The organism is Evtepia sp., assembly GCF_034090835.1.
GTDB lineage: Bacteria > Bacillota > Clostridia > Oscillospirales > Oscillospiraceae > Evtepia.
Window position 1 is genome coordinate 1 of sequence record NZ_JAXDRS010000046.1, and the last position, 23,756, is coordinate 23,756.

At 58.7% G+C, this 23,756-nt stretch carries 27 protein-coding genes, 1 tRNA gene and 1 pseudogene; 18 read left to right on the forward strand and 11 right to left on the reverse strand.

Translation table 11 applies throughout. The features are described 5' to 3' along the window. A partial coding sequence (locus SOR61_RS08340) for an acyl-CoA dehydrogenase family protein (protein WP_320612205.1) occupies positions 1-514 on the forward strand: 514 nt, incomplete at its 5' end. Between the two features lie 133 nt (positions 515-647). On the opposite strand, the gene gltX is transcribed toward SOR61_RS08340, so the two are convergent. Beyond that, on the reverse strand, positions 648-2,168 hold the full coding sequence (gltX, locus tag SOR61_RS08345) for a glutamate--tRNA ligase (protein ID WP_320612206.1): 1,521 nt from the start codon (positions 2,166-2,168) through the stop codon (positions 648-650). A 204-nt stretch (positions 2,169-2,372) separates the two neighbouring features. Here gltX and trpS point away from each other — a divergent pair, with 204 nt between their 5' ends. Genes trpS through SOR61_RS08365 form a run of 4 tightly spaced genes read left to right on the forward strand, consistent with a single transcriptional unit; the run spans position 2,373 to position 6,465 of the window. Next, positions 2,373-3,371, forward strand: a complete 999-nt coding sequence (gene trpS / locus SOR61_RS08350) for a tryptophan--tRNA ligase (protein WP_320612207.1) — start codon at positions 2,373-2,375, stop codon at positions 3,369-3,371. 39 nt (positions 3,372-3,410) lie between these two features. Then, positions 3,411-4,586 (forward strand): MraY family glycosyltransferase, encoded by a 1,176-nt coding sequence (locus SOR61_RS08355; protein WP_320612208.1) that lies wholly within the window; start codon positions 3,411-3,413, stop codon positions 4,584-4,586. Then, positions 4,492-5,637, forward strand: a complete 1,146-nt coding sequence (wecB, locus tag SOR61_RS08360) for a non-hydrolyzing UDP-N-acetylglucosamine 2-epimerase (RefSeq protein ID WP_320612209.1) — start codon at positions 4,492-4,494, stop codon at positions 5,635-5,637. The genes SOR61_RS08355 and wecB overlap by 95 nt, the downstream gene beginning before the upstream one ends. Before the next feature lie 18 nt (positions 5,638-5,655). Beyond that, complete coding sequence (locus SOR61_RS08365; protein ID WP_320612210.1) at positions 5,656-6,465, forward strand: hypothetical protein; 810 nt, start codon at positions 5,656-5,658, stop codon at positions 6,463-6,465. Here SOR61_RS08365 and SOR61_RS08370 read toward each other — a convergent pair. Genes SOR61_RS08370 through SOR61_RS08380 form a run of 3 tightly spaced genes read right to left on the reverse strand, consistent with a single transcriptional unit; the run spans position 6,424 to position 7,442 of the window. Then, positions 6,424-6,693 carry a hypothetical protein gene (locus SOR61_RS08370; RefSeq protein ID WP_320612211.1) on the reverse strand — a complete coding sequence of 90 codons (270 nt, stop codon included), beginning with the start codon at positions 6,691-6,693 and terminating at the stop codon, positions 6,424-6,426. The two genes, SOR61_RS08365 and SOR61_RS08370, sit on opposite strands and share 42 nt — an antisense overlap. After that, positions 6,686-7,138 carry a hypothetical protein gene (locus SOR61_RS08375; RefSeq protein ID WP_320612212.1) on the reverse strand — a complete coding sequence of 151 codons (453 nt, stop codon included), beginning with the start codon at positions 7,136-7,138 and terminating at the stop codon, positions 6,686-6,688. The genes SOR61_RS08370 and SOR61_RS08375 overlap by 8 nt, the downstream gene beginning before the upstream one ends. 34 nt (positions 7,139-7,172) lie before the next feature. After that, entirely contained in the window at positions 7,173-7,442 is a 270-nt protein-coding gene (locus SOR61_RS08380; RefSeq protein WP_320612213.1) for a hypothetical protein, read from the reverse strand. A 180-nt stretch (positions 7,443-7,622) separates the two neighbouring features. Here SOR61_RS08380 and SOR61_RS08385 point away from each other — a divergent pair, with 180 nt between their 5' ends. Continuing rightward, entirely contained in the window at positions 7,623-8,402 is a 780-nt protein-coding gene (locus SOR61_RS08385) for a type III pantothenate kinase (RefSeq protein WP_320612214.1), read from the forward strand. A 63-nt stretch (positions 8,403-8,465) separates the two neighbouring features. On the opposite strand, the gene nth is transcribed toward SOR61_RS08385, so the two are convergent. Then, positions 8,466-9,119, reverse strand: coding sequence for an endonuclease III (gene nth, locus SOR61_RS08390; RefSeq protein ID WP_320612215.1), 654 nt, complete (start codon positions 9,117-9,119; stop codon positions 8,466-8,468). 160 nt (positions 9,120-9,279) lie between these two features. On the opposite strand from nth, the gene glyA reads away from it, so the two are divergent. After that, positions 9,280-10,524 (forward strand): serine hydroxymethyltransferase, encoded by a 1,245-nt coding sequence (glyA, locus tag SOR61_RS08395; protein ID WP_320612216.1) that lies wholly within the window; start codon positions 9,280-9,282, stop codon positions 10,522-10,524. 76 nt (positions 10,525-10,600) lie between these two features. Beyond that, a complete protein-coding gene (locus tag SOR61_RS08400) occupies positions 10,601-11,869 on the forward strand; it encodes a replication-associated recombination protein A (protein WP_320612217.1) in 1,269 nt (422 codons plus the stop codon). On the opposite strand, the gene SOR61_RS08405 is transcribed toward SOR61_RS08400, so the two are convergent. Continuing rightward, positions 11,839-12,786, reverse strand: coding sequence for a S1 RNA-binding domain-containing protein (locus SOR61_RS08405; RefSeq protein ID WP_320612218.1), 948 nt, complete (start codon positions 12,784-12,786; stop codon positions 11,839-11,841). The two genes, SOR61_RS08400 and SOR61_RS08405, sit on opposite strands and share 31 nt — an antisense overlap. Before the next feature lie 117 nt (positions 12,787-12,903). On the opposite strand from SOR61_RS08405, the gene SOR61_RS08410 reads away from it, so the two are divergent. The 3 genes from SOR61_RS08410 to SOR61_RS08420 are packed head-to-tail and all read left to right on the forward strand — an operon-like array spanning position 12,904 to position 14,522. Beyond that, positions 12,904-13,098: a DUF951 domain-containing protein gene (locus tag SOR61_RS08410; protein ID WP_320612219.1), complete on the forward strand. Its 195-nt coding sequence runs from the start codon at positions 12,904-12,906 to the stop codon at positions 13,096-13,098. Positions 13,099-13,114: 16 nt separating this feature from the next. Beyond that, positions 13,115-13,993: a radical SAM protein gene (locus tag SOR61_RS08415; RefSeq protein WP_320612220.1), complete on the forward strand. Its 879-nt coding sequence runs from the start codon at positions 13,115-13,117 to the stop codon at positions 13,991-13,993. A 16-nt stretch (positions 13,994-14,009) separates the two neighbouring features. Further along, positions 14,010-14,522: an O-acetyl-ADP-ribose deacetylase gene (locus tag SOR61_RS08420; RefSeq protein WP_320612221.1), complete on the forward strand. Its 513-nt coding sequence runs from the start codon at positions 14,010-14,012 to the stop codon at positions 14,520-14,522. Between the two features lie 48 nt (positions 14,523-14,570). Here the strand turns inward: SOR61_RS08420 and SOR61_RS08425 are convergent, their stop codons facing one another. Then, a complete protein-coding gene (locus tag SOR61_RS08425) occupies positions 14,571-15,077 on the reverse strand; it encodes a GNAT family N-acetyltransferase (protein WP_320612222.1) in 507 nt (168 codons plus the stop codon). Continuing rightward, a complete protein-coding gene (locus SOR61_RS08430) occupies positions 15,074-15,700 on the reverse strand; it encodes an MBL fold metallo-hydrolase (protein ID WP_320612223.1) in 627 nt (208 codons plus the stop codon). The genes SOR61_RS08425 and SOR61_RS08430 overlap by 4 nt, the downstream gene beginning before the upstream one ends. Positions 15,701-15,924: 224 nt before the next feature. Here SOR61_RS08430 and SOR61_RS08435 point away from each other — a divergent pair, with 224 nt between their 5' ends. Then, positions 15,925-16,851 (forward strand): sugar phosphate nucleotidyltransferase, encoded by a 927-nt coding sequence (locus SOR61_RS08435; protein ID WP_320612224.1) that lies wholly within the window; start codon positions 15,925-15,927, stop codon positions 16,849-16,851. A gap of 130 nt (positions 16,852-16,981) precedes the next feature. Further along, positions 16,982-17,065, forward strand: a tRNA-Leu gene (locus tag SOR61_RS08440). 70 nt (positions 17,066-17,135) lie between these two features. On the opposite strand, the gene SOR61_RS10280 is transcribed toward SOR61_RS08440, so the two are convergent. Continuing rightward, complete coding sequence (locus SOR61_RS10280) at positions 17,136-17,291, reverse strand: DUF2992 family protein (protein ID WP_407066528.1); 156 nt, start codon at positions 17,289-17,291, stop codon at positions 17,136-17,138. Here SOR61_RS10280 and SOR61_RS08445 point away from each other — a divergent pair. Next, positions 17,251-18,056, forward strand: a pseudogene (locus SOR61_RS08445) (transposase); the annotation flags it as partial. The gene SOR61_RS10280 and the pseudogene SOR61_RS08445 overlap by 41 nt on opposite strands. 99 nt (positions 18,057-18,155) lie before the next feature. Next, positions 18,156-18,539, forward strand: coding sequence for a PLAT/LH2 domain-containing protein (locus tag SOR61_RS08450; protein WP_320612225.1), 384 nt, complete (start codon positions 18,156-18,158; stop codon positions 18,537-18,539). Between the two features lie 205 nt (positions 18,540-18,744). Here the strand turns inward: SOR61_RS08450 and SOR61_RS08455 are convergent, their stop codons facing one another. Then, positions 18,745-19,692 carry an SPFH domain-containing protein gene (locus SOR61_RS08455; RefSeq protein WP_320612226.1) on the reverse strand — a complete coding sequence of 316 codons (948 nt, stop codon included), beginning with the start codon at positions 19,690-19,692 and terminating at the stop codon, positions 18,745-18,747. Beyond that, the gene (locus SOR61_RS08460; RefSeq protein ID WP_320612227.1) at positions 19,689-20,141 is read right to left on the reverse strand and encodes an NfeD family protein; all 453 of its coding nucleotides are present in this window, start codon (positions 20,139-20,141) and stop codon (positions 19,689-19,691) included. The genes SOR61_RS08455 and SOR61_RS08460 overlap by 4 nt, the downstream gene beginning before the upstream one ends. A gap of 232 nt (positions 20,142-20,373) precedes the next feature. Here SOR61_RS08460 and SOR61_RS08465 point away from each other — a divergent pair, with 232 nt between their 5' ends. Genes SOR61_RS08465 through SOR61_RS08475 form a run of 3 tightly spaced genes read left to right on the forward strand, consistent with a single transcriptional unit; the run spans position 20,374 to position 23,682 of the window. Next, positions 20,374-21,714: an AI-2E family transporter gene (locus SOR61_RS08465; protein ID WP_320612228.1), complete on the forward strand. Its 1,341-nt coding sequence runs from the start codon at positions 20,374-20,376 to the stop codon at positions 21,712-21,714. A 27-nt stretch (positions 21,715-21,741) separates the two neighbouring features. Beyond that, on the forward strand, positions 21,742-22,290 hold the full coding sequence (locus tag SOR61_RS08470; RefSeq protein ID WP_320612229.1) for a hypothetical protein: 549 nt from the start codon (positions 21,742-21,744) through the stop codon (positions 22,288-22,290). Between the two features lie 30 nt (positions 22,291-22,320). Continuing rightward, positions 22,321-23,682 carry a GH25 family lysozyme gene (locus tag SOR61_RS08475; protein WP_320612230.1) on the forward strand — a complete coding sequence of 454 codons (1,362 nt, stop codon included), beginning with the start codon at positions 22,321-22,323 and terminating at the stop codon, positions 23,680-23,682. Positions 23,683-23,756: the final 74 nt, after the last annotated feature.

Here is a 23,756-nt window from a genome sequence, read left to right on the forward strand (position 1 = left end):
CGTTCGCGTTCCCGCCTTCAACCTGGTTGGTGGTGAGGCAGGCCTGGGCAAGGGCTTCGGCTTCGCTATGAAGACCCTGGACAAGTCCCGTGCTTGCGTCGGCGCTCTGGCTGTCGGTATCGCTCGCCGCGCTCTGGACGAAGCTATCGCTTTCGTGAAGGAAAGAGTCACCTTCGGCGCTCCCGTTTCCAAGAGACAGGGCATCCAGTGGATGCTGGCTGACATGGCCACCAAGATCGAGGCTTCCCGTCTGCTGGTTACCCACGCTAACTATCTGCAGGCAAACGGCCTGCCCTTCTCCAAGGAAGCTGCTATGGCTAAGATGTTCGCTACCAACGCTGCTATGGAAGTCTGCACCGACGCTGTCCAGTTGATGGGCGGTAAGGGCTACATGAAGGAAGACTGCGTTGAGAAGATCTTCCGCGACATCAAGGCATACTGCATCTTCGAGGGCACCAACCAGATCCAGAAGATCGTTATCTCTGGCGCTTTGCTGTCCAACAAGGTCCACTAATTTATTTAGTTGGTCTGAGCTCGCCTCAGAAAATTTGCCTACAAAAGACCCGGTCGGGAAACCGACTGGGTCTTTTTCTTGTGCGAAAGCAAAAAACGATCCCTTTGGCAGCGTGCCAAAGGGATCGTTTTTTTCATATGGTTGCTCCAATTATGCCTTGGGGGTTGGGGGTCAACTGCTGGATGCCCACGGCGATTCTCCGGAGGGTCTCCTCCTTGCCCAGGATCTGGCACAGTTCTACTGCGCCGCCGGGGGTGGTGGGCTTGCCGGAGACTGCCACCCGGACGGGCCACATGATCCGGCCGTTTTTCAGACCCTTTTCCTCAGCCAGGTGGATGAGCGCGTCATGGACGGACTGGAAGGTCCACTCTTCCATGGCCTCGAACACCGGCACTACCATCTGGAGAGCCTCCAGAGAGTTCTCCTCGTTGGTCTTCATCTTTTTGTGGAGATAAAGCACGTTGGAGTAGGCGGGGAGAGTGTCAAAGAAGTCCAGCATGGGGGGGATCTCGGTGAGGGTGTTCAGCCGGGTCTGGAGCAGGGGAGCCACCAGACGCAGGTCAATGTGGGGATTCTTGATGCCCTGCTTCAGGTAAGGCTCTGCCACAGTGAAGAAGTCCTCGGGGGAGAGGGTCTTCAGGTAAGAGCTGTTGAAGTAGTTGAGCTTTTCCATGTCGAAGATAGCGGGGGACTTGGAAATGCCCTTGGCGTCAAAGATCTCCGACAGTTCTTTCAGGGAGAAGATCTCCTGCTCGACGCCGGGGCTCCAGCCCAGCAGGGCCACGTAGTTCACCACAGCCTCGGAGAGATAGCCCAGGGCCAGCAGGTCCTCGTAGGAGGGGTCGCCGTGACGCTTGGACATCTTGTTGTGTGCGTCCCGCATGACGGGGGAGCAGTGGATGTAGGTGGGAACTTCCCAGCCGAATGCCTCATAGAGGAGGTTGTACTTGGGGGCGGAGGAGAGGTACTCGGAGCCGCGCACCACGTGGGTGATGCCCATGAGGTGGTCGTCGATGACGTTGGCAAAGTTATAGGTGGGCAGGCCGTCGGTCTTCATGAGCACGTTGTCGGAGAGTTCGGCGTTGGGCACAGTGATGTCGCCGAAAACGGTGTCAGAGAAGGTGGTGGTGCCGGTCTCGGGGATCTTCTGCCGGATGACAGAGGGTTCACCGGCGTCCAGCTTGGCCTGGATCTCCTGGGGGGTCAGGGAGGGACAGCCGCACTTGTGCTTTTTGATCACAGAGCCGTTGGGCAGGGTGACGCTCACCTCGCCCTCGCCGGGCTTGCAGAAGCAGCGGTAGCCGCCGCCCTTTTCCAGCAGGAGGTCGGCGTACTTGCCGTAAAGACCCCGGCGCTCGGTCTGGATGTAGGGGCCCACGGGGCCGCCCAGGTCAGGACCTTCGTCCCAGTCCAGGCCGCACTTGCGCAGGGTGGAGTAGATGATCTCTGTGGCGCCTTCCACGAAGCGCTCCTGGTCGGTGTCTTCAATGCGGAGGATAAAGGTCCCGCCGGCCTTCCGGGCGATGAGCCAGGTATACAGGGCGGTGCGCAGGTTGCCCACGTGCATATACCCGGTGGGGGAAGGGGCAAAGCGGGTACGAACGGAGCCCTTGGGGATCTGGGCTTCCATCTGGTCAAACCAGGTCATATCCATGGGGAATGCCTCCTAAATTCAAGTGGTAATAACATTGTTCTGAAAGTATATTCTAAAATTTGCCTGGGGAATTGTCAAGGATTATTGCGTGGTATTGCACGGAAGATTCTGTTGTGGTAAGATAAAAAACATGATTTAAGATCGAGAGGAATCGAGAGACTATATTATTCTTAATTTGCGTGGACCACCACGCAGGGAGGTTCTATGGAAAAAGATAAGAAGATCATTTTCAGCGCAACCCAGCCCAGCGGCAAGATCACCCTGGGCAACTACCTGGGCGCTCTGCGCAACTGGGTGTCCCTTCAGGACGACTATAATGCACTGTACTGCGTCGCTGACGAGCACGCCATCACCGTCCGCCAGGACCCCGCAGCCCTGCGCCGCCAGAGCCTGGAGCTCTATGCCCAGTTCATCGCCTGCGGCCTGGACCCGGAGAAGAGCATCATCTTCATCCAGTCTCACGTGCCGGAGCACGCAGAGCTGGCCTGGGTGCTCAACTGCTACACCATGTACGGCGAGCTGAGCCGGATGACCCAGTTTAAGGATAAATCGGCATCCCATGCAGACAATGTAAACGCGGGCCTGTTCACCTATCCCAGCCTGATGGCAGCGGATATCCTGCTGTATCAGACTGACCTGGTGCCCGTTGGCGAGGACCAGCGGCAGCACGTGGAGCTCACCCGGAACATTGCCCAGCGGTTCAACGGCATCTATGGGGATGTGTTCACCATGCCGGATGCCTATATCCCCGAAGTGGCTGCCCGGGTCATGTCCCTGAGCGAGCCCGACAAGAAGATGAGCAAGTCCAGCCCCAACGAGAACTCTTACATTCTGGTGATGGACAAGCCGGAGGACATCATCCGCAAGTTTAAGCGGGCTGTCACCGACAGCGAGGGCGGCATCTACCGTTCCCCCGACAAGCCCGGCGTGTCCAACCTCATTGAGATCTACGCTGCTGTTACCGGCAAGACCCCCGAAGCGGTGGAACAGGAGTTCTCCGGCCAGGGTTACGGTACCTTTAAGCCCGCCGTAGGCGACGCCGTGGTGGAAGCCCTGCGTCCCATCCGCGAGGAGACCCTGCGTCTGCTGAACGACAAGGCCTATCTGGAGAGCCTCTATCGTCAGGGCGCAGAGAAGGCCTCTGCCATCGCCCGCAAGACCCTGCGCAAGGTGCACAAGAAAGTGGGCTTTGCTCCCCGTTGACCCGGTACGGGGCTCTTACCCAAAGGAGTGTACAACATTATGACTATGGAACTGCCGGCGATTGCAAAGATCATGGCGGCCCTGGTGGCAGCCATGCTGATCTCCTTCATCGCCACCCCTGTGGTCAAGTCCCTGGCCCAGAAGGTGGGCGCCATCGATGTCCCCAAGGATGGACGGAGAATGCATGACCATCCCATTGCCCGGATGGGCGGCCTGGCGATTTTTTTCGGATTTCTGCTCAGCACCCTGGTGTTCGTTCCCCTGTCCCGTCCGTTGCAGGGGATGCTGCTGGGGGGCGTGATCATTGTGATTTTGGGGGTGCTGGATGACATCTACGCCCTGCCCGCCCTGCCTAAGCTCATCGTACAGATCGTAGCGGCGCTGATGGCGGTCATGGGGGGCAACGTGATCCAGGTGATCTCCAACCCCAACCTGTTCAGCGATAACCCCTACTGGTCCCTGGGGAGCCTGTCCATTCCCATCTCGGTGATCTGGATCGTGGCCATCACCAACGCAGTGAACCTCATCGACGGCCTGGACGGCCTGGCGGTGGGAGTGGCCACCATCAGTTCCCTCACCATGCTGGTGATCGCCATGCTGGTGAGCGAGGGCGTGGTGGCTCTCATGATGGCGGCCCTGGCCGGAGGCTGCATCGGGTTCATGCCCTATAATCTGAACCCGGCCAAGATCTTCATGGGAGACACCGGTTCCACCTTCCTGGGCTTTATTCTGGCTACGGTGTCCATCCAGGGACTCTTTAAGTTTTACACCATCATATCCTTTGCAGTCCCCTTCCTGATGCTGGGGCTGCCGCTGTTTGACACCTGCTTTGCCATTTTGCGCCGGGTGTCCAAGGGACAAAACCCCATGGCGCCCGACCGCAGCCATGTGCACCACCGTCTCATCGACATGGGCTTTAACCAGAAGCAGGCGGTGTCCATCCTGTATATCATCAGCGCGATTCTGGGCCTGTCTGCTGTGGTGCTCACCACCAGCGGCCCGCTGAAGGCCATTGTACTGCTGTGTGCCCTGTGTCTGGCGGGCCTCATCGCAGGGAAGATCTCCCTGAGTCACGGCAGCGCCCAGCCGGACAATACCCAAAAGGAGGGGGAGAAAGACCATGCCTCTGAAAGTCATGACGATCTTCGGGACCCGACCGGAGGCTGTGAAGATGGCGCCTCTGGTGAAGGAGCTGGAGAGCAGAGAAGAGATTAAAAGCATTTGCTGCATTACTGCGCAGCATCGGGAGATGCTGGACGACGTTCTCCGCCTTTTTGATATTACGCCGGACTATGACCTGAATATCATGGAGGCTCGGCAGAGCCTGTACACCATCACCAGCAAGTGCCTGCTGGGGCTGGAGGAGGTCTTTTCCCGGGAACGGCCGGACCTGGTGCTGGTCCACGGGGATACGTCCACCACGTTTTCCGGGGCGCTGGCCGCCTTTTATCAGAAGATCTCCGTGGGCCACGTGGAAGCGGGCCTGCGCACCTGGGACAAGTACTCCCCCTTCCCGGAGGAGATGAACCGTACCCTGGTGGGCGACCTGGCGGAGCTTCATTTCTGCCCCACCCATGCCAACCGGAGAAATCTGGCCAGGGAAGGCATTGAGAACGGGGTGTTCGTCACCGGCAACACGGTGATCGACGCCCTTAAGACCACCGTCCGCCCGGACTACACCTTCCGCACAGACCTGCTGAACACCCTGGACTACGAAGGGAAGCGGGTGATTTTGGTGACCTGCCACCGGCGGGAGAACTATGGTCAGCCCATGACCAATATCATGCGGGCCCTGCGCCGGTTGGCGGAGGACTTCCCCCAGGTGGAGCTGGTGTACCCTGTGCATCTGTCTCCCGTGGTGCGGGAGGCTGCCCAGACCTACTTAGGGGGCCACGAGAGGATTCATTTGATCGAGCCTCTTACGCCGGATGAAATGCACAACCTGATGGCCCGGTCTTCCTTTGTTATGACCGACTCGGGCGGGCTCCAGGAGGAAGCGCCTGCCCTGGGCCGGCCGGTGCTGGTGCTCCGTCGGGAGACGGAGCGGCCGGAGGCCGTAGCAGCAGGGACCGTCCTGCTGGCCGGTACGGAGGAAGAAACCGTGTATGCCCATGGCGTGCGCCTGCTCACAGACCCGGAGGCCTATGAGGCCATGGCCCGGGCGGTCAACCCCTACGGGGATGGCCAGGCCTGCCGCCGGATCGTGGACGGCATTTTGTGGAAGAAGGGGCTGCGCCGCCAGCGGCCGGACGAGTTTTCTGTTTGAGAAACTGGAGCGTGTACCATGGATAAGAAAGTGGACAAACCCCCTGTGGAGCAGCGAAGCCGGACCATTCTGGTGGCGGCCATTGCGGTCACCATCTGCGTGGCGGTGTTCGTGAGCTTCGGGGTCCCTGCCCTGACGGCAAAGATCCCGGAGGTGAAGCTGCCAGACATCAGCCAGGCGGCGGCAGGAACCGGGGAAGAGGGGCAGCTGCCCATTGACGTGACCCCGGCCACGGTGCAGAGCGTCATCAAAACCCTGTCCCGGCCGGAGAATTCCTATCGGGAGCTGGCTGTGACCCTCTTCTGGACGGCGGATGGTCAGGAAGGCAGTGCGTCCACCATCGTGCAGATCTGGTCGGACCAGGGGTACACCAAGACCGCCCTCACAGAGAATGGGCTGACCCAGTATCGGCTGGTAGGGGACGGAACCTTGTATCTCTGGTATCACGGAGACGATACCTGGCGGGAGATGCCCGCGGAGGAGACATCCGCCGACCTGGCCCAGCGGATCCCCACCTATGAGGACGTGCTGAAGGCGGACCCGCAACAGATCGCAGCTGCCCGGTACGAGACCAGGGACGGCCGGGACTGCATTTACGTGGAGATCCAGGGAGACGGCGACCGCAAGGACTGCTACTGGATCGAGACGGCCACGGGCCTGCTCTACCGGGGAGAGACCCTGGAGCAGGGCAAGGTGGTCTACGAAATGCACCAGACCCTTCTGAAAGCTCCCATGGACGAGGAAGTCAGCTTCTCTCTGCCGGATGGCAAGGTGCTGCACACCTATTCACCGACCGTTGTCGGAGAGAAAGACAAAGGCCAGGGCTAAGAGGAGAATGGGGTCCCACTGATCCTTTTCCCGCAGGAGCAGGAAGAGGATGAGCAGCAAAAGAAGGTCCCCGGAGTCCAGCCGGTCCAGACCGAACTTTTTCAGCAGACCGGACAGCCCGCCCAGCTTGGAACCAAACAGAGACGACGAAGCAGCGTCAAATCCCGGGGGAGATTCCTCCGGGATTTTTTCATAGGGTTGGGGTCCGGGTATGTAGGCGTTATACATGGAGCTCACCGTCCTTCCACAGTCGGATGGCGGTTCGGGCGGCCCGGGAGAGGGAGGCCAGGCGCATAGCCCGGTCCAGCTTGCGCTGGCGATCCTCTCGGAGAAAGGGACGCAGGGCAGAGAGCAGAGCCATGGTCTCCGGGTCGGCCTGGGCGGTTTGGAAGAGCTCCATGAGCTGTCCCATTTTGGCCAGCTGGTCCAGGTCGGGAAAGGGTGATGGTTCCTCCTGAGAAGAGAAGACCTCCTGCACCTCGCCCTCCTCTTCTGAGGAGAAAAGGTCCTGTGCCGCAGGGCTTTCTTCTGGTCTGGGCACACCCTCCTGGGCAGAGGGCGCTTCCTGGGGGGCGGAGGGGGCTCCTCCCAGCTTTCCTGCCAGGGCCATGATTTGTCCCATTGCGTCCGGGTCTGAGAGCAGGGAATTCAGGGTCTGCTCGAAATCAGCCATGGGGGACCCCCTCCTTTCCGCTGAATGGCTGGGTTTACTGGTTGAGAGACTGGTTCAGATGCTCCATGGCTTTTGCGGCCTCGGGGCTGCGGGAGAGATCAGACATGATGCGGTTCAGGGCGGAGGCGTCCCCCTTCATAGCGGCCTGGGCGGCCTGCTGCAGTTGGGCGCTGTCTCTCTTCCGCAGGAGCTGAAGGACCTTTCTGGTCTCAGGATCGGAGAGCAGCTTGCGGATGGCCGCCTGATTTTCCAGGAGTTTCTTCGCCTGGGAAGACTGGCCGAAAGAGCCGGATGAATGCTGCATGGATGGATTCCTCCTTGTGGTCGTGGTACCACGGTATATGAGGGAAGGGCCGGGACTGTACCTGGCGGAGAGAAAAATAAGAGTGGAAAAACCGGCGCAACTGTGCTATGATGCTCTCATCGACTCCATTTTTAAAGATTTGGGGAGAAACCAGACTGGCAGACAGAGGAGGAGCGCACCATGCTGATGGCCATTGACGTAGGAAACACAAACATCGTGTTTGGTCTCTTGGAGGGGGAGAGAATGGTAGGATCGTTCCGCCTGGCCACTGACCCCACCCGGACGGCAGATGAACTGGGTCTTCTGGGGTGCCAGTACTTCCACCAGTTCGGTCTGGAGCCCAAGGCGGTGACGGAGAGCATCATCGTGTCGGTGGTGCCCCAGGTGATGCCCGCGCTGACCCAGGGGATCACCCGGTATTTTGGGAAAAAGCCCATTGTAGTAGACGTGGATGTGTTCCCCAAGCTGGACTACGAGGGGGACGAGCGTCTGGGTCCTGACCGCTCGGTGGCCTGCGTGGCTGCCATGGAGAAGTACGGCAAGCCGGTTATCATGCTGGACTTTGGGACCGCTACCACCATGGACGCAGTGAACGAGCAGGGGGTGTACCTGGGGGGCTGTATTCTGACCGGGGTGCGGACTTCGGTGAACGCCCTGTTCCAGCAGGCGGCCATGCTGCCCCAGATCGACTTGCAGCTGCCGGAGACGGTGCTGGGCATGACCACGGTCTCCCAGATCCAGGCAGGATTGATTATGGGTCATATTGGCTCTGCGGAGTATCTCATTCGCCGGGCAAAGAAGGAGACCGGCTTTGGCGACCGGGCCAAGGTGGTGGCCACCGGCGGCCTGGCCCAGCTGATCGCGGACAATACGGACCTTATCGACGTGGTGGACCACGACCTCATCATCGATGGCCTGCGTATCCTGGCCCGGCAGTACCGGGAGAGCCAAAAGGATTAAAACGATAAATAGGAAACGCCCACACCCGTTTTTTCGGGTGTGGGCGTTTTTGGTGGGCATGATTTAGGACTCTTCCTGCTGGCTGGACATAAAATGGTCACACCAGGGGCGGAGGGTGCAGCGGAGGCAGTCGGGCTTTCTGGCCCGGCAGACCGCCCGGCCGTGGAGGACCAGCCGGTGGCAGAAGTCGTTGGACTCCTCCGGGGGCAGACAGGCCCGGAGCTGGGCTTCGGTTTTTCCCGGGTCCTTGGTGCCATCGGTGAGGCCCAGAAGGCCGGAGATGCGGATGCAATGGGTGTCCGCCACCACCACGCCGGGGGTGTGGTATACATCCCCCAGGATCAGGTTGGCGGTTTTCCGGCCCACGCCGGGGAGCTTCAGCAGCTCTTCCATGGTGCCGGGTACGGTGCCGTGAAAGTCGGAGAGCAGCATCTGGGAGGCTAGCACGATGTCTCGGGCTTTGGCCCGGAAGAAGCCGCAGGAGTGGATGTAGGGTTCTACGTCGGCAGGCTCCGCCTGGGCCAGAGCGTCCAGAGAGGGGAAGCGCTGGAAGAGGGCGGGGGTCACCTGGTTGACCCGCTCGTCGGTGCACTGGGCAGCCAGACGGGTGGCAAAGAGGAGCTCGTAGTCCTTTTCGTATTGGAGGGAGCAGATACCGTCGGGATACAGCTCCTTGAGGGCCTGAATGATGGCGAGAATATCTTCTGTATTTTTCATAAAACGTACCGATTCCTTTTTGGGCAGTCTCTGTTTTTCGTATAAATAGTATAGCATAAAGTCACGGGATAGTCATTGGAATTTTTTCGAGGTTGGGGTATAATACATTCGTTACAAAAAAACCGCCACCTTAGAAATTACAGGAAAAGGAGCGAATATTGTGGTCAAAGATGTCATTGATTTCCTGATCCAGCAGGATCCCCAGGTGGGAAACGCAGTGAAAGCGGAGTACGACCGTCAGCGCAGAAACATCGAACTCATCGCCTCTGAAAACTTTGTCAGCGAGGCAGTTCTGGCAGCCGCGTCCACGGTTCTCACGAACAAGTACGCGGAAGGATACCCCGGTAAGCGGTACTACGGCGGCTGCGAATGCGTGGACGTGGTGGAAGACATTGCTCGGGACCGCGCAAAGCAGCTCTTCGGCGCCGATCACGCCAACGTACAGCCCCACAGCGGCGCTTCCGCCAACTATGCGGTGTACCAGGCCCTGTGCAACGTGGGCGACACTGTCATGGGTATGAACCTGGACAACGGCGGACACCTGACCCACGGCAGCCCTGTGAATTTCTCCGGTCTCAACTATAACATCGTCCCCTACGGGGTGGACGCCAAGACCCATCGCATCGACTACGATCAGGTGCGGGATCTGGCCAGAAAGCACAAGCCCAAGATGATCGTGGCTGGCGCTTCCGCTTACCCCCGGATCATTGACTTCAAGGCCTTCCGTGAGATCGCTGACGAAGTGGGTGCTTACCTCTTTGTGGACATGGCCCACATTGCCGGCCTGGTGGCTACCGGCCTGCATCCCTCTCCTGTGCCCTACGCCGACGTGGTGACCACCACCACCCATAAGACCCTCCGTGGTCCCAGAGGCGGCATCATCCTCTGCAAGGAGAACCTGGCCAAGACCATCGACAAGGCCATCTTCCCCGGCTCCCAGGGCGGCCCCCTGATGCACATCATCACCGCCAAGGCTGTGGCCCTGAGCGAGGCCATGAAGCCTGAGTTCAAGACCTATCAGCAGCAGGTCATCAAGAACGCTTCCGTTCTGGCCGAGAGCCTCATGGAGTCCGGCTTCCAGCTGGTGTCCGGCGGCACCGACAACCACCTGATGCTGGTGGACCTGCGTCCCGCCAACATCACCGGCAAGGAGATGGAGAAGCGTCTGGACCAGGTGAACATCACCGTCAACAAGAACACCATCCCCGACGATCCCCAGTCTCCCTTCGTCACCAGCGGCATCCGGGTGGGCGTGCCCGCTGCCACCAGCCGGGGCTTCAAGGAGGAGGACATGAAGGTCATCGGCCGACTCATCTGGAAGACCGCCACCGAGTTCGACGCCAAGCAGGATGAGATCCGCCAGGAAGTGGCCCAGCTCACCGCGAAATATCCCCTTTACGAGTAAGTGAACTACTGTTAAAATAAGGAGGACGACGGATGTCGTTCTCCTTATTTTTACCTGTGGAAAGGGGGGAGGGGCTGTGTACCAGCCGTTGGCAGACGCGCTCCGGCCAAAAACCATCGACGAAGTAGCCGGACAGAGGCATATCCTGGGAGAGCAGGGGGTCCTCCGCCGGATCATCCAGGGCGGCACCATTCCCAATATGATCTTTTATGGCCCCTCCGGGACGGGAAAGACCACCGTGGCGGAGATCGCTGCGGCCCGTATCCACCGGCCCTTCTACCGGCTCAACGCCACCACCGCCTCCCTGGCGGACATCAAAGCGGTCACCAAGGATGTAGGGACCCTGCTGGCGCCGGAAGGGGTGGTGCTCTATCTGGACGAGATCCAGTACTTCAACAAGAAGCAGCAGCAGAGCCTGCTGGAGTTTATGGAAAACGGGAGCCTGACCCTCATTGCCTCTACCACGGAAAATCCGTATTTCTACGTGTACAACGCGGTGCTCAGCCGCTCGACCGTCTTTGAGTTCAAGCCGGTGTCCCCGGAAGAGGTGGAGCCGGTGGTCCGCCGGGGGGTGGACCATCTGGCCAAGACCCGGGGCGTGTCGGTGCAGTGGGAGGAGGGCGTTCTGGCCCACGTGGCCCAGAGCTGCGGCGGGGACGTGCGAAAGGCCCTGAACGCAGTAGAGGCCCTCTTTGCAGCCCACGCCATGGATCGAGGGGAGATCACCCTTACCCTGGAGGAAGCGCAGACCCTGTCCCAGCGCTCTGCCATGCGATACGACCGGGACGGGGACAGCCATTACGACATTCTCTCGGCCTTTCAGAAGTCCATCCGGGGCTCCGACCCGGATGCAGGCATCCACTATCTGGCCCGCCTGCTGGAAGCAGGAGACCTGATCTCCCCCTGCCGCCGCCTCATGGTGATCGCCAGCGAGGACGTGGGGCTGGCCTATCCCCAGGCGGTCTCCGTGGTGAAGGCCTGCGTGGACAGCGCCAATATGCTGGGCCTGCCCGAGGCCCGCATCCCTCTGGCCCAGGCGGTCATTTTCCTGGCCACCGCCCCCAAGTCCAACAGTGCCATGATGGCCATTGACCAGGCCATGGCTGACCTGCGGGCAGGGAAGAGCGGCAACATCCCGGCGGATTTACAGGACGCCCACTACGGGGGCGCCGCCAAACTGGGGCATGGTCTGGGCTATCGCTACGCCCACGACTACCCCAACCATTATGTGGCCCAGCAGTATCTCCCTGACGAGCTGAAAGACCGGGTCTATTACCGGTACGGGGAGAACAAAACCGAGCAGGCGGCCAAGCGTTACTGGGACTCTGTCAAGGGACAGGGATAGGAAAAGTCACGAAATACCTTGGCGCGGGTGCAGTCGGGGGGCGAGTAGTCCCACCGGGTGATCCGGTCAGAGGTGATAACATAGGGTAGGGGAGGCGGTCCTGACAGGTCCTCCAGCGGTCCAATGATGTTCAGCTTCACCTTCATGGCTTTGGGCTGAATGGATTTCAGATAGACCGAGACCCGCTGGTTTTCCCGCAGCCCTTCGGTGCGGTCGGCCAGCCCGGTGAGGTTGGGGGCCAGCTCCACAAAGGCGCCGTACTCCTTGATGCCCCGGATGATGCCGGGTACGGTCATACCGGGGGAGAACCGGGCGGCGTTTTCCTCCCAGGTGCCCAGCAGCTCTTTGTGGGAGAGATAGACCCGGTGGGCCTTTCGGTCCACCCCGGTGAGCACCACAAAAATGTCCTGCTCGGGAGAGAACCGGCAGGAGGGATGGGAGATCCGGGAGACCGAACAGTTTTCAATGCCCACCATGGAGATCACGCCGCAGCCTACGTCTGCAAAGGCGCCGAACCCGGCCAGGTGGGTGATGACCGCGGGCAGTACCGTGCCCGGCGGCTGGGCCGCCAATCGGTCCAGGACCCGCTCCTGTGCCCGGCGGCGGGAGAGGATCAGACGTCCCTCCTCGTCCTGCCGGGTGACGGTGACCGCCACCGGCTTTCCCACCCGGGAGAGGATGGCGATTTCCCGCGCGGTCCCCTCCCGGATACCCAGCGCGGCTTCCTCCCGGGGAATGATCCCGGTGAAGGGGCCCAGGCGGACGGAGAGATCATGGGAAGGGGTGCAGAGAACAGCACGCCCTTCCAGGACGGTTTCCCGGTCCATGGCGGCCAGGAGAGCTGGGAGGCTGGCGCAGGCAGCCTGATTATCCGAGGTGTGCAGAAGGCGCCCTTCCGGGGGATACAGGTTGGACATAGCTTGCCTTCCTTTCTTCATAACAATCATCAATGGGTTGAGACAAAGTCTGCCTCAACTATATTCGGACGAAAAGGAAAACTTGCCAGTTCCTTGCTTTGGGGAGGTGGATGGCATATGGATATTATTCCAGGGGATATTCTTGAGATGAAGAAGGAGCATCCCTGCGGCGACAGACGGTGGTTGGTCCTCCGGGTGGGGATGGACTTTCGTCTTCGGTGTCAGGGCTGCGGCCGGGAAGTGATGATTCCCCGGAAGAAAGCGGAGAAATCCCTGAAAAAAATCATTCGCTCCGGCGGGAGCGAGCAGTAAGACAGGAGGAAGAACCATGCGTTATGAAGGTCAGATCTATCGTCCCCCCGGAGAGTGGCGGAGCTATCTGCTCCAGTGCACGGTGGGATGTTCCCATAACAAGTGTACGTTCTGCGGGATGTACAAGACCAAGAAGTTCCATGTGCGGAAGATGAAGGAGATCATGGAGGACATCGCCATGGCCCAGGCATACTACGGCCCGGAGAACGTGGATAAGGTGTTCCTCTGCGACGGCGACGCCATTGTGATGCGGCAGGAGCATTTGCTGCAAATTCTGGAGGCGCTGTACGCAGCCTTTCCCCATCTGCGCCAGGTGACGGTATACGCCGGCACCCGGAGCACCATGACCAAGAGCCAGGAGCAGCTGAACGAACTGCGGAAGGCCGGCCTCACCCGGGCCTATCTGGGGGTGGAGAGCGGCTGGGATGACCTGCTGAAGAAGGTCAACAAGGGGGTCACCTCCAGTCAGATGCTCCAGGCGGCGAATATGCTGAAAACTGCAGGGATCGACCTGTGGGTCACGGTGATCCTGGGCCTGGCCGGTCCTGGCGAGGGGTCCAAGAAGCACGTAGAAGAGACCATCCGGGTGCTCAACCAGATGCAGGCCAACCATGTCTCCTGCCTGTCCTATATGCCGGAGCCCAACTCTCCCATGTATCAGGACGTGCGGGAGGGCCGCTTCCAGATGATCACGGCCCGGGAGTACCTGGAGGAGACCCGGGCGCTGGTGGAGGGCCTCAACTACGGTCCCTTCCACTTTACCAGCAACCACGCCTCCAACTATCTGCCCTTGAAGGGGACCCTTCCCGACGACCGGGCGATGTTCCTGAAGATGATCGACGATGTGCTGGGAGGCAAAGGCCGGATTCGCAGCGAGCACTCCCGGGCGCTGTAACAAAGGAGGAAATGGCATGGACCCACGGATTTCTGTCATACAGGGGGATATCACCAGGCAGACCTGCGACGCCATTGTGAACGCTGCCAACACCAGCCTTCTGGGGGGCGGCGGGGTGGATGGCGCCATCCACCGGGCAGCCGGGCCGGATCTGCTGGCAGAGTGCCGCACGCTGCACGGCTGCGACACGGGCAAAGCCAAGATCACAGGAGGGTACCGCCTGCCGGCCTCCTATGTGATCCACACCCCCGGACCCATCTGGCGCGGGGGCGAAAACGGAGAGCCGGACCTGCTGGCCTCCTGCTATCGGTCCTGCCTGGCCCTGGCGGCGGAAAAGGGATGCAAAACCGTGTGTTTCCCCTCCATCAGCACAGGGGTGTACCATTTCCCCCTGGCCCAGGCAGCTGCCATTGCCATCCGGGAGATCCGTGCTTTCCTGGCGGAGCATCCCCTGCCGGAGCAGGTGACCATGGTTTGCTTTGACGCAAAGACCAAGGCAGCCTATGATAAGGCCCTGGCAGAACGATAAAAAGCAAGAAAACGCACAGAAACCATGGGTTTCTGTGCGTTTTTGCCGTTATAAGTCCAGCTGCATAAAAAGGGCGTTTTCTGCGGGGTTGTCGTTGTAGCGGGGGATGAAGGTAAAGCCGAGACGCTGATACAGCCCAATGGCTTCTACCATGAACGGAAAGGTGTCCAGCCGCATGTGACGGTATCCGATGGCTTTGGCGTCCTGAATCACCCTCTGGGTCAGCAGCTCCTCCAAATGGTGACCACGGAACGCCGGACGGAGGTACAGCCGCTTGATCTCGCAGAATTTGTCATCATTTGGCGTGAGGGCGACGCACCCTGCCGGAACCCCCTGGACCAGGGCCAGGTACAGGCGGCCGTGGGGGAGAGCGTATTTGGTTTGAAGATCTATTAGCTCCTCTTCCAGGTGCTGCGACTGCAGGCACTGCCGGACTTCCTCGCCATGCTGGAGGATGCTGTCAGTGTATTCTGTGAGAAGGGCCAGCACGTCTTCCTGCCGGTCATAGGCCAGCACCAGTTCCGGGGTGTCGCCCGGGGAAGGCTGTGTGCTCATCCCTTATAGGTGAGCACGGCCACCTGGGGTTTGGTGCCTTCGTTGATGGTGATGGTATCGCCGGGATAATAGACGTAGTCCCCGCCGATTTGGGCCAGGAATTCCTCCAGTTCCGCCACAGTGGGCAGACCCACGTCGCCCATCCGGTAGTGCATGGGTACCACCACTTTGGGGCGGATGGTGTCAATGAGGGCCTTGGCCTCTTCCGGGCCAATGGTGTAGAAGCCGCCCACGGGGATGAGCGCCACGTCCAGGCCGGAGAGCTCCGCCAGCTGGGCGGGGGCCAGTTCGCAGCCCAGGTCGCCGAAGTGAGCCAGGCGCAGAGAACCGGCCTGGAGGATGTGGATGGTGTTATTGCCTCGGAGCGCACCCCCTTCCGGGTCGTGGAAGGTTTCGATGGTGGTGATCTGGAAGGGATTCTGGTGGCCGGTGCGGGGCTTGACCACATGGGCCGCGCCGTGGTCGCCGTGCTGGTGGGAGCAGAGGACCAGGTCGGCCTGGACATCCAGGGGAGAGAAGCCGGGGACATAGTTGTCCTCGTAGGGGTCAAAGACCACGGTAAAGTCCCGGCAGGTCAGGGCAAAGCAGGCGTGGCCGTGCCAGCGAAGGGTCAGTTGTTCCATAGAGAGGCCTCCTTTGGTGCAGCGGTGCTGCGATTCTGTCTCTATTAAACCATAGTTTGGCGGGGATGACGACTCTTTTTTTGGGTTTCCCGGGAAAACTTTTTTCGGACGGAGAAAAGAATCGGAGAAAAATGGCCCCAACCATGGAAAAACAGGAAGAACCATAGTATAATAAAGCAGAATATGAAAAAAACCGCTGCGGCGGTGAAACGGAGCGATCAAGCATGAAAGCAACTTTGGTGATTATGGCAGCCGGGATGGGTTCCCGATACGGCGGCGAAAAGCAGACCGACGGCATCGGCCCCCATGGCGAAGCCATTATGGAATATTCCGTCTATGACGCGGTCCAGGCCGGATTCCACAAAATCGTCTTTATCATCAAGCCGGGGATGGAAGAGACCATCCACACCCTGTGCGGTGACCGGATCCAGACCATGAAGACCCCCCAGGGAGAGCCGGTGGAGGTGGCGTACGCAGTGCAGGACTTCTCCAGTGTCCCGGACTTCTACCAGATCCCGGCAGAGCGGACCAAGCCCTTTGGCACTGTCCACGCTGCTCTGTGCGCCCGGGACCACGTGAACGAGCCCTTTGCCATCATCAACGCCGACGACTACTACGGGGTGTCTGCGTACCGCACCATTCTGGAGAAGCTGTTGGCCCTCCCCGCTGAGGGGGAGGCTGCCATGGTGGGCTATCGCCTGAAAAACACGGTGAGCGAAAACGGGACCGTCTCCCGCGGCATCTGCCAGCTGAAGGAAGGCCACCTGGACAAGGTGAAGGAGACCCTGAAAATTAAGCTCTATCCCGACGGACGGATCGCCGACACCGAGGACCCGGACCAGGAGAAGCCTCTGGACCCGGAGAGCGTGGTGTCCATGAACTTCTGGGGCTTTACCCCCTGGATCTTCCAGGAGCTGGATACCTACTTCCAGAACTTCCTCCATGGCCTGGCTCCCCAGGAGCTGAAGGCAGAATGTCTCCTGCCGGTGCTGGTGGACCAGCTCATCGGCCAGGGGAAGCTGAAGGTCTCGGTTCTCCACACGGACGCTGTGTGGTTTGGCGTGACCTATCAGGAGGACCGCCCGGTGGTGGAGAAGGCGCTGAAAGATCTCCACGACAAGGGTGTGTATCCCCCTTCTTTGAAAGGGTGAGGAATCCTCTATCCCCAAAAGCAGACAAAGAGAGCCCGGCGAAAAAACGCCGGGCTTTCTTTCGGGAAAATAGAAAAAAGGATTGACAAATCCTTTTAAAGTGAGTATACTATCCAAGCAACCGTGATTTGCGGATGTGCTGGAACTGGTAGACAGGCACGTTTGAGGGGCGTGTGTCTATGACGTACGGGTTCAAGTCCCGTCATCCGCACCAAAAAGAGGGGTTCTTTACGGCTTTCAAAAGACGGAAAGAACCCCTCTTTTCTTTTTTTCGACATAAAAGATCAATGTCCCCGATACTTCTCCCGTTTTTTCTGTTGGCGCAGCGCAAATTGTCGCTCCTTTTCCACCTTCCTTTGTTCACACCTTATGGTTTTTCGTTCCAATCGATTCTGCTCTCGCTGCCGCCGTCGTGAGAGCAGCGTGGAGGAAGCACTCATTGAGATGTACCTGGCCGGCGTCTCCGTGCGCCGTGTGGAGGATATCACTGAAGCCCTGTGGGCGCAGCAAGATATCTTCCTCCACCATCAGCGAGTCGAACAAGAAAGCCTATGTCCATATTGAAGAATGGCGTAACCGCCCGCTACAGGGTAGCCGTTACCCGTACGTCTATGTGGATGGCACCTATCTGCGGCGCAACTGGGGCGGATAGTATGAAAATATGGCTATTCTGGTAGCAGTTGTTGTAAATGAGGATGGATATAGTGAGATTCTGAGTGCTGCTGAAGGTATGAAAGAGGATAAGGTCAGCTGGGTCAGCTTCTTTCAGTGGCTCAGAGGACGCGGGCTGGACGGCGTAAAACTCATCGTCTGTGACAAGTGTCTCGGGATGCGGGAAGCCGTAGGAGAAGTCCAAATGCCAGCGCTGCGTGCAATCAAACTCAAAGAAGCTATCCAGAAAATTGAGGATGGCGTTGAAGAAACGCTAGCCTATGCCGATTTTCCCTCAGAGCATTGGATACGAATCCGCACCAACAATGTCATTGAGCGGCTGAACCGGAAAATCCGCCGCCGCACGAGAGTGGTTGGCTGGAAACTCGGCTTTTATGCTGGTCTGTGCTCGTCTGCGCCATATGGCCAGCACATGGTGGGGGAACAAGAAATGCATGAACATGAAGCACCTTAAGACCATCTGCGAGGATGCTCTTTTGCCATTTGACTTCATTCGCTCAGAGTTTGCAGACCAATTTGCGCATAATCCTTGACACTATCCTCTTGAGAGTATATAATACTACACAACATTCAGTAGGATGCTGATATGTAATGACCATTGTCAAAACGGATTAAGCAAGGAGGACGTTAAGATGGGAAGAAATGTTCATGAGATCGGAACTTATTACAGAGTTACTGTAAGCACTGGTGATATACCTGGTGCTGGCACCAATGCTAGTGTATACCTTACTTTATTTGGATCTGAAGGAAATAGCTCCGAGTATTCCCTTGATAGTTCCGATGATGATTTTGAACGTGGGGATATTGGCACCTATAAAATTTATTCTTCTGAACTTGGTAACATTGAATTTATTCGCATTAGGCATGATAATTCGGGTAAAAGGCCAGGCTGGTTTTTGGATGAGGTGACTGTAACGAACGAGCGCACCAAAAAAGTGTGGATTTTTCCTTGCCATAGGTGGTTGGCGCGCGATGAAGATGATCATAGTATTAATAGGATTCTTTTCCCTCGTTAAATATTTCGCAAATTGCAATAACAAGTTGGACATTTTTCAGGCAGAAGTCCGGTAGATGTTATCTATCCGAAATCAAAGACCTCGTCCGGTGTTCGGCTGGTATCGGATCGTTTTGGGCGTGGTGGTCCTGGCCTACTTTTTCCTGATTCGGTGAGAAAAAACGCGCTGCGGAGGATTCCGCAGCGCGTTTTGTTGTGATGCATGGTTACGGCTTTTGGGTGAGGGGAGGAACGGACGGTGTGGGCGCCTTTCCGGTCTCAGGCCGCTTGACCGTCTCCACGATGCCCTCGGCCAGACCAGCCAGCCCCTGGATCTCGGAGGGGATGATGATCTTGGTGGCCTTGCCGTTGGCGGCAGCCTGGAAGGCTTCCAGAGCCTTGATCTTGATGACCGCTTCGGCGGGGTTGGCTTCGTTCAGGAGCTTCAGGGAGTTGGCCATCGCCTCGTTGACCTTGAGGATGGCTGTGGCCTCTGCCTCGGCGGCCATGATCCTGGCCTGTTTTTCTGCGTCTGCCCGGAGGATGCGGGAGGCCTTTTCGCCTTCGGCCACCAGGATCTGGCTCTGCTTCTGGCCTTCGGCCTGGAGGATCTGTTCCCGGCGTTCCCGTTCGGCACGCATCTGCTTTTCCATGGCGTTCTGGATGTCCTTGGGGGGCAGGATATTTTTCAGTTCCACCCGGTTGACCTTGATGCCCCAGGGGTCGGTGGCCTCGTCCAGGATGCTGCGCATCCGGGCGTTGATGATATCGCGGGAGGTGAGGGACTGGTCCAGTTCCAGCTCGCCGATGATATTACGCAGGGTGGTGGCGGTGAGGTTTTCGATGGCGTTCATGGGATTTTCCACCCCGTAGGCGTAGAGTTTGGGGTCGGTGATCTGGAAGTACAGGACGGTGTCGATCTGCATGGTGACGTTGTCCTTGGTGATGACCGGCTGGGGCGGGAAGTCCGCCACCTGTTCTTTCAGGGAGATCACCTTTTGGATGCGGTCGATGAAAGGAAGTTTAAAGTGGAGGCCTACCCCCCAAACGGCATAGAAAGCGCCCATACGCTCGATGACATAGGCCTTGGACTGCTGGACGATGCGGATGCACCGGGCCAGGATGATGAGGATAAGGACCACAAGGATGATGATGGCGATTTTTCCGGGTGTCATAAAGAGGTACCGTTTCCTTTCTCCGGGAGAGAGACGATGGCTTTGACGCCTTCGATGCGCTCCACCCGGACCAATGTTCCTTTGGGGATGGGGTCTCCGGAGGCGGACCGGGCGGTCCACACCATACCGCCGGCCTTGATCTGCCCGGCGGCCCGGAGGTTGTCGATGGATTCTGTGACCACGGCCTGGGTGCCGAGGATCCGGTCAGCGTTGGTGTTTTCTGTCTTGGTGTGCAGGTACTTTTTTGCCAGAGGGCGAATGAGGGCCATGGAGATGAGGGAGACCACGGCGAAGAGGGCGATCTGCACGGTGAGGGAGGCGTCCAGCCACGCAGCAAAAAACGCGGCCAGGCTGCCGGCACAGAACCAGATCGAGATCAGGCCGGCGGTGAGGCCCTCCACTGCGGCGAAGGCCACCAGCAGGATCAGCCAGAGGAATGGGTACGTCAAAAGAGCGACCTCCTTTCTCAGGAGAATGGATTGCAGGCAACCCGATCCTTTCCCGATCATTTTACCATAGACATCGTATGGGATCAACCAATAGTTGAGGTTTTTTTCGAGGGGCGGGGGAGGATTGCCGCCTTGGCCTTGCAAGGGGGGGAGAGCTTTGTTATACTATCAAAGAATACTCCGTGTTTTCCGGTTTTGAGGCCGGGAAACGGAAAGAAAGAAGGTGTCTGCCTTGCGATTTCCGATCAAGAAGATCCTGCTGTACAGCTGCCTGGCTCTGCTGGGCATCGTGGTGGTATTTTTGGTGTGCCGCGCCCTGCTGGATATGGAAAACATCGGGGATTCCATTCGAGGGATCTTTGATTCCCTTCGGGCGATCTTACTGGGCTGCGTGATGGCCTATCTGCTCTATCCGCTGGCCCGGTTTTCCGAGCAATTTCTGCTCTACCATAATGTGAAAAAGAAAACGGCCCGGGCTATGGCCACGGGGTTTTCCACTTTTGTGCTGCTGCTGCTGATCGTCTTGTTTGTCTACTTTATTGTGCCCCAGCTGCTGTTCAATCTTCCGTCCCTGGTGGAAAGTATTCCGGGGATGATCCGGGACTTTTCCAACCGGCTGGCAGACTATCTCCAGAGCCACGGACAATCTGTGGAGATCCTGCAGAAGGTGTCCGACCGGGTGACCGAGTCGTTCAATGCCTGGCTCCAGGAGGACCCTCTTTCCGCCCTGGTGGACCTGGCGAGCCGGGTGGCGGCGGTGGCCAAGAGCCTGCTGAACTTTATCATCGGCATCATCGTCATGGTCTACCTGCTCATGAGCCGGGACCAGTTCGTGGGGCAGGGGAAGAAGATCCTGTTTGCCCTGTGCCGGAACCGCCGCACCTGCGACACCATTTTGAAGCACCTTCGGGTCATCAACGTGATTTTCAGCGGGTTCGTCTCCGGCAAGCTGCTGGACTCCCTGATCATTGGCATCATCTGCGGGGTCTGCCTCACCATTTTGCAGATGCCCTATGTGCTGCTCATCAGCGTGATCATCGGCATCACCAACATTATTCCTGTGTTCGGGCCCTTCTTCGGGGCGATCCCCAGCGCCTTTCTGCTGCTGCTCACCGATCCCAAGAAGTGTCTCATTTTCATCATCTTTATCGTGATCCTCCAGCAGGTGGACGGCAACGTGATCGGGCCCAAGATCCTGGGAGACTCCACGGGCCTGTCTGCCTTCTGGGTGCTCTTCGCTCTGCTGCTCTTTAACCATCTCATGGGCTTCTGGGGCATGCTGCTGGGGGTGCCCCTCTTTGCCTCCTTCTACTACCTGCTCCGGGAGTTTGTCAATGCCCGTCTGCGAAAACGGAATCTCCCGGTGGCCACCCAGGAGTATGTGAACATCGGCGGCATTGACGAGCGGGGGACGATCACCTATATCGTTCCCAAGACCATCCAGTTCCGTCCCTTGTTCCGAGGAGAAGACAGCGTCTGGAACCGGATGCGACAGGGCCTCAAGCGGCCGTTTTTTGGTAAAAAGAGTCCAAGCAAGGAAGAAGAGGACACTGGACCGGACGAGAAAAAGTAAGCCCTTATTTTATTGGAGGTGATGGTTGTGTCCCATCGAATCAGTCTGCGGGTCGCCTTCTGCGGCGTCCTGGCTGCCCTCATGCTGGTGGTGATGCTGCTGGGCACCATGGTCCCCATGTCCACGTTTCTCTGCCCGGCCATTGCCGGTGCCCTGGTCATCCCTGTGGTCTGGGAGCTGGGGATGCGCAGCGGCCTGCTGCTCTATGTGGCAGCCTCCATCCTCAGCGTCATTTTGGCGCCGGATAAGGAAGCGGCCTTTCTGTTTGTGTTTTTTCTGGGGTGGTACCCGCTGCTCCGGCCCAAGCTGCAGCATCTGCGCCGGAAACCCATCCGGGTGGCGGTGAAGCTGATCCTGCTGAACGCAGCCCTGTGCGCCATGTATGCGCTGCTGCTCTTCGTGCTCACCATGCCGGACCTCCAGGCGGAGGCGGCGGACTGGACCGGCCTGCTGGTGGCAGGGATGCTGGTGGTGGGCAACGCAGCATTTTTGGTGTATGACGTGCTGCTGTCCCGCCTGAGTGATCTCTATGTCTACCGGCTGCGCCCCAAGCTGTTTCCCAGACATACTTCCTGAGCCAAAGAAATTGAGAAAGAGAGAGATAACGTGAAACGTAAGATCGTAGCCCTGCTTCTGCTGATGTCCATGGCGCTGTCCCTCTGGGCGCCGGCCACGGCGGCGGGCACCATGCCTTTTTCTGACGTGAAACCCACGTCCTGGTACTACACCTATGTGAAGGAACTCTATGAGGCCGGGGTGATCAACGGCATGACCGACACCACCTTCTGCCCGCAGACCCCGTCCACCCTGGCCCACGCCCTGAAGCTTATTCTGCTGGCAGCGGGCTATCCGGAGCAGTCTCCCACCACCCCCCACTGGGCCAGCGGATACTATCGCCTGGCCAGCGAAAAGGGATTCCTGCCCGCCTCGGACAAACAGCTGCTGCTGGACGAGCCCATCACCCGCCTGCAAATGGCGGAAATGATCGTGAAGGTACTGGGCCTGTCCCGCATCCGTCAGACCCCGTCTCCCTTTGCAGATACTTCTGACCCCTATGCGCTGATCCTTCATGACCACGGGATCTTCAAGGGCTCGGACCAAGGGGCCCTGCTGGTGTTCAAGCCCAATGACTCCATTACCCGGGCGGAGATCAGCACGGTGATCTGGCGGGTGTATCACATCGAAGAGGTGTCCCCTGCGCCCCCGGACCCGGGAGAACCGGAGGACCCCGATCAGGAGTACATTTTGTTCTGGGGTCAAAAGGTCCCGGTGGTGAAGGAGATCCCGGTCTGTCCCTATGACCCGGACCTGTTCCGGAAGAACGAAAACGGGGTCGTGACCTACGAGAGCAAGCAGTACACCAGTCAGTTTGGCATCGACGTATCCCGATACCAGGGGAACATTGACTGGAAGCAGGTCAAGCAGGCGGGGGTCGACTTTGCCATCATCCGCCTGGGCTACCGGGGCTACGGCTCCGGCGCTCTGGTGATGGACCCGTACTTTGAAAAGAACATCACCGAGGCCAGGCAGGCAGGGATCAAGGTGGGGGTCTATTTCTTCTCCCAGGCCATCACCGCGGAGGAGGGAGCGGAGGAGGCCCGCTACGCCCTGGATGCCCTGAAGGGCCGGAAGCTGGACTATCCCATCGTATTTGACTGGGAGCCCTACGACAGCAGCTTGAATCCCCGGACCGAGGGACTGTCTGACGAGATCCTGACCCAGTGCGCCGTGGCCTTCTGCGAAACGGTGAAGGAGGCAGGCTACCAGCCCATGGTGTACTCCAATCTGTCGTATTTTTACCTGCATTTTGATCTGTCCAAGTTGACAGAGTATCCCTTCTGGCTGGCCCAGTACAATGAAAAGCCCTCCTTCTATTACCACTTCGATATCTGGCAGTACGGCGAGCTTCCCGTCCCTGGGATCCAGGGGAACGTGGATATGAACGTGCAGCTGGTTGCCAAAAAGTGAGGGGGAAGGCATGGTTTTACCGGGAGTCCTTCTGGGATCGGCAGAAATGTTGACAGAATGATTGACAATATTCC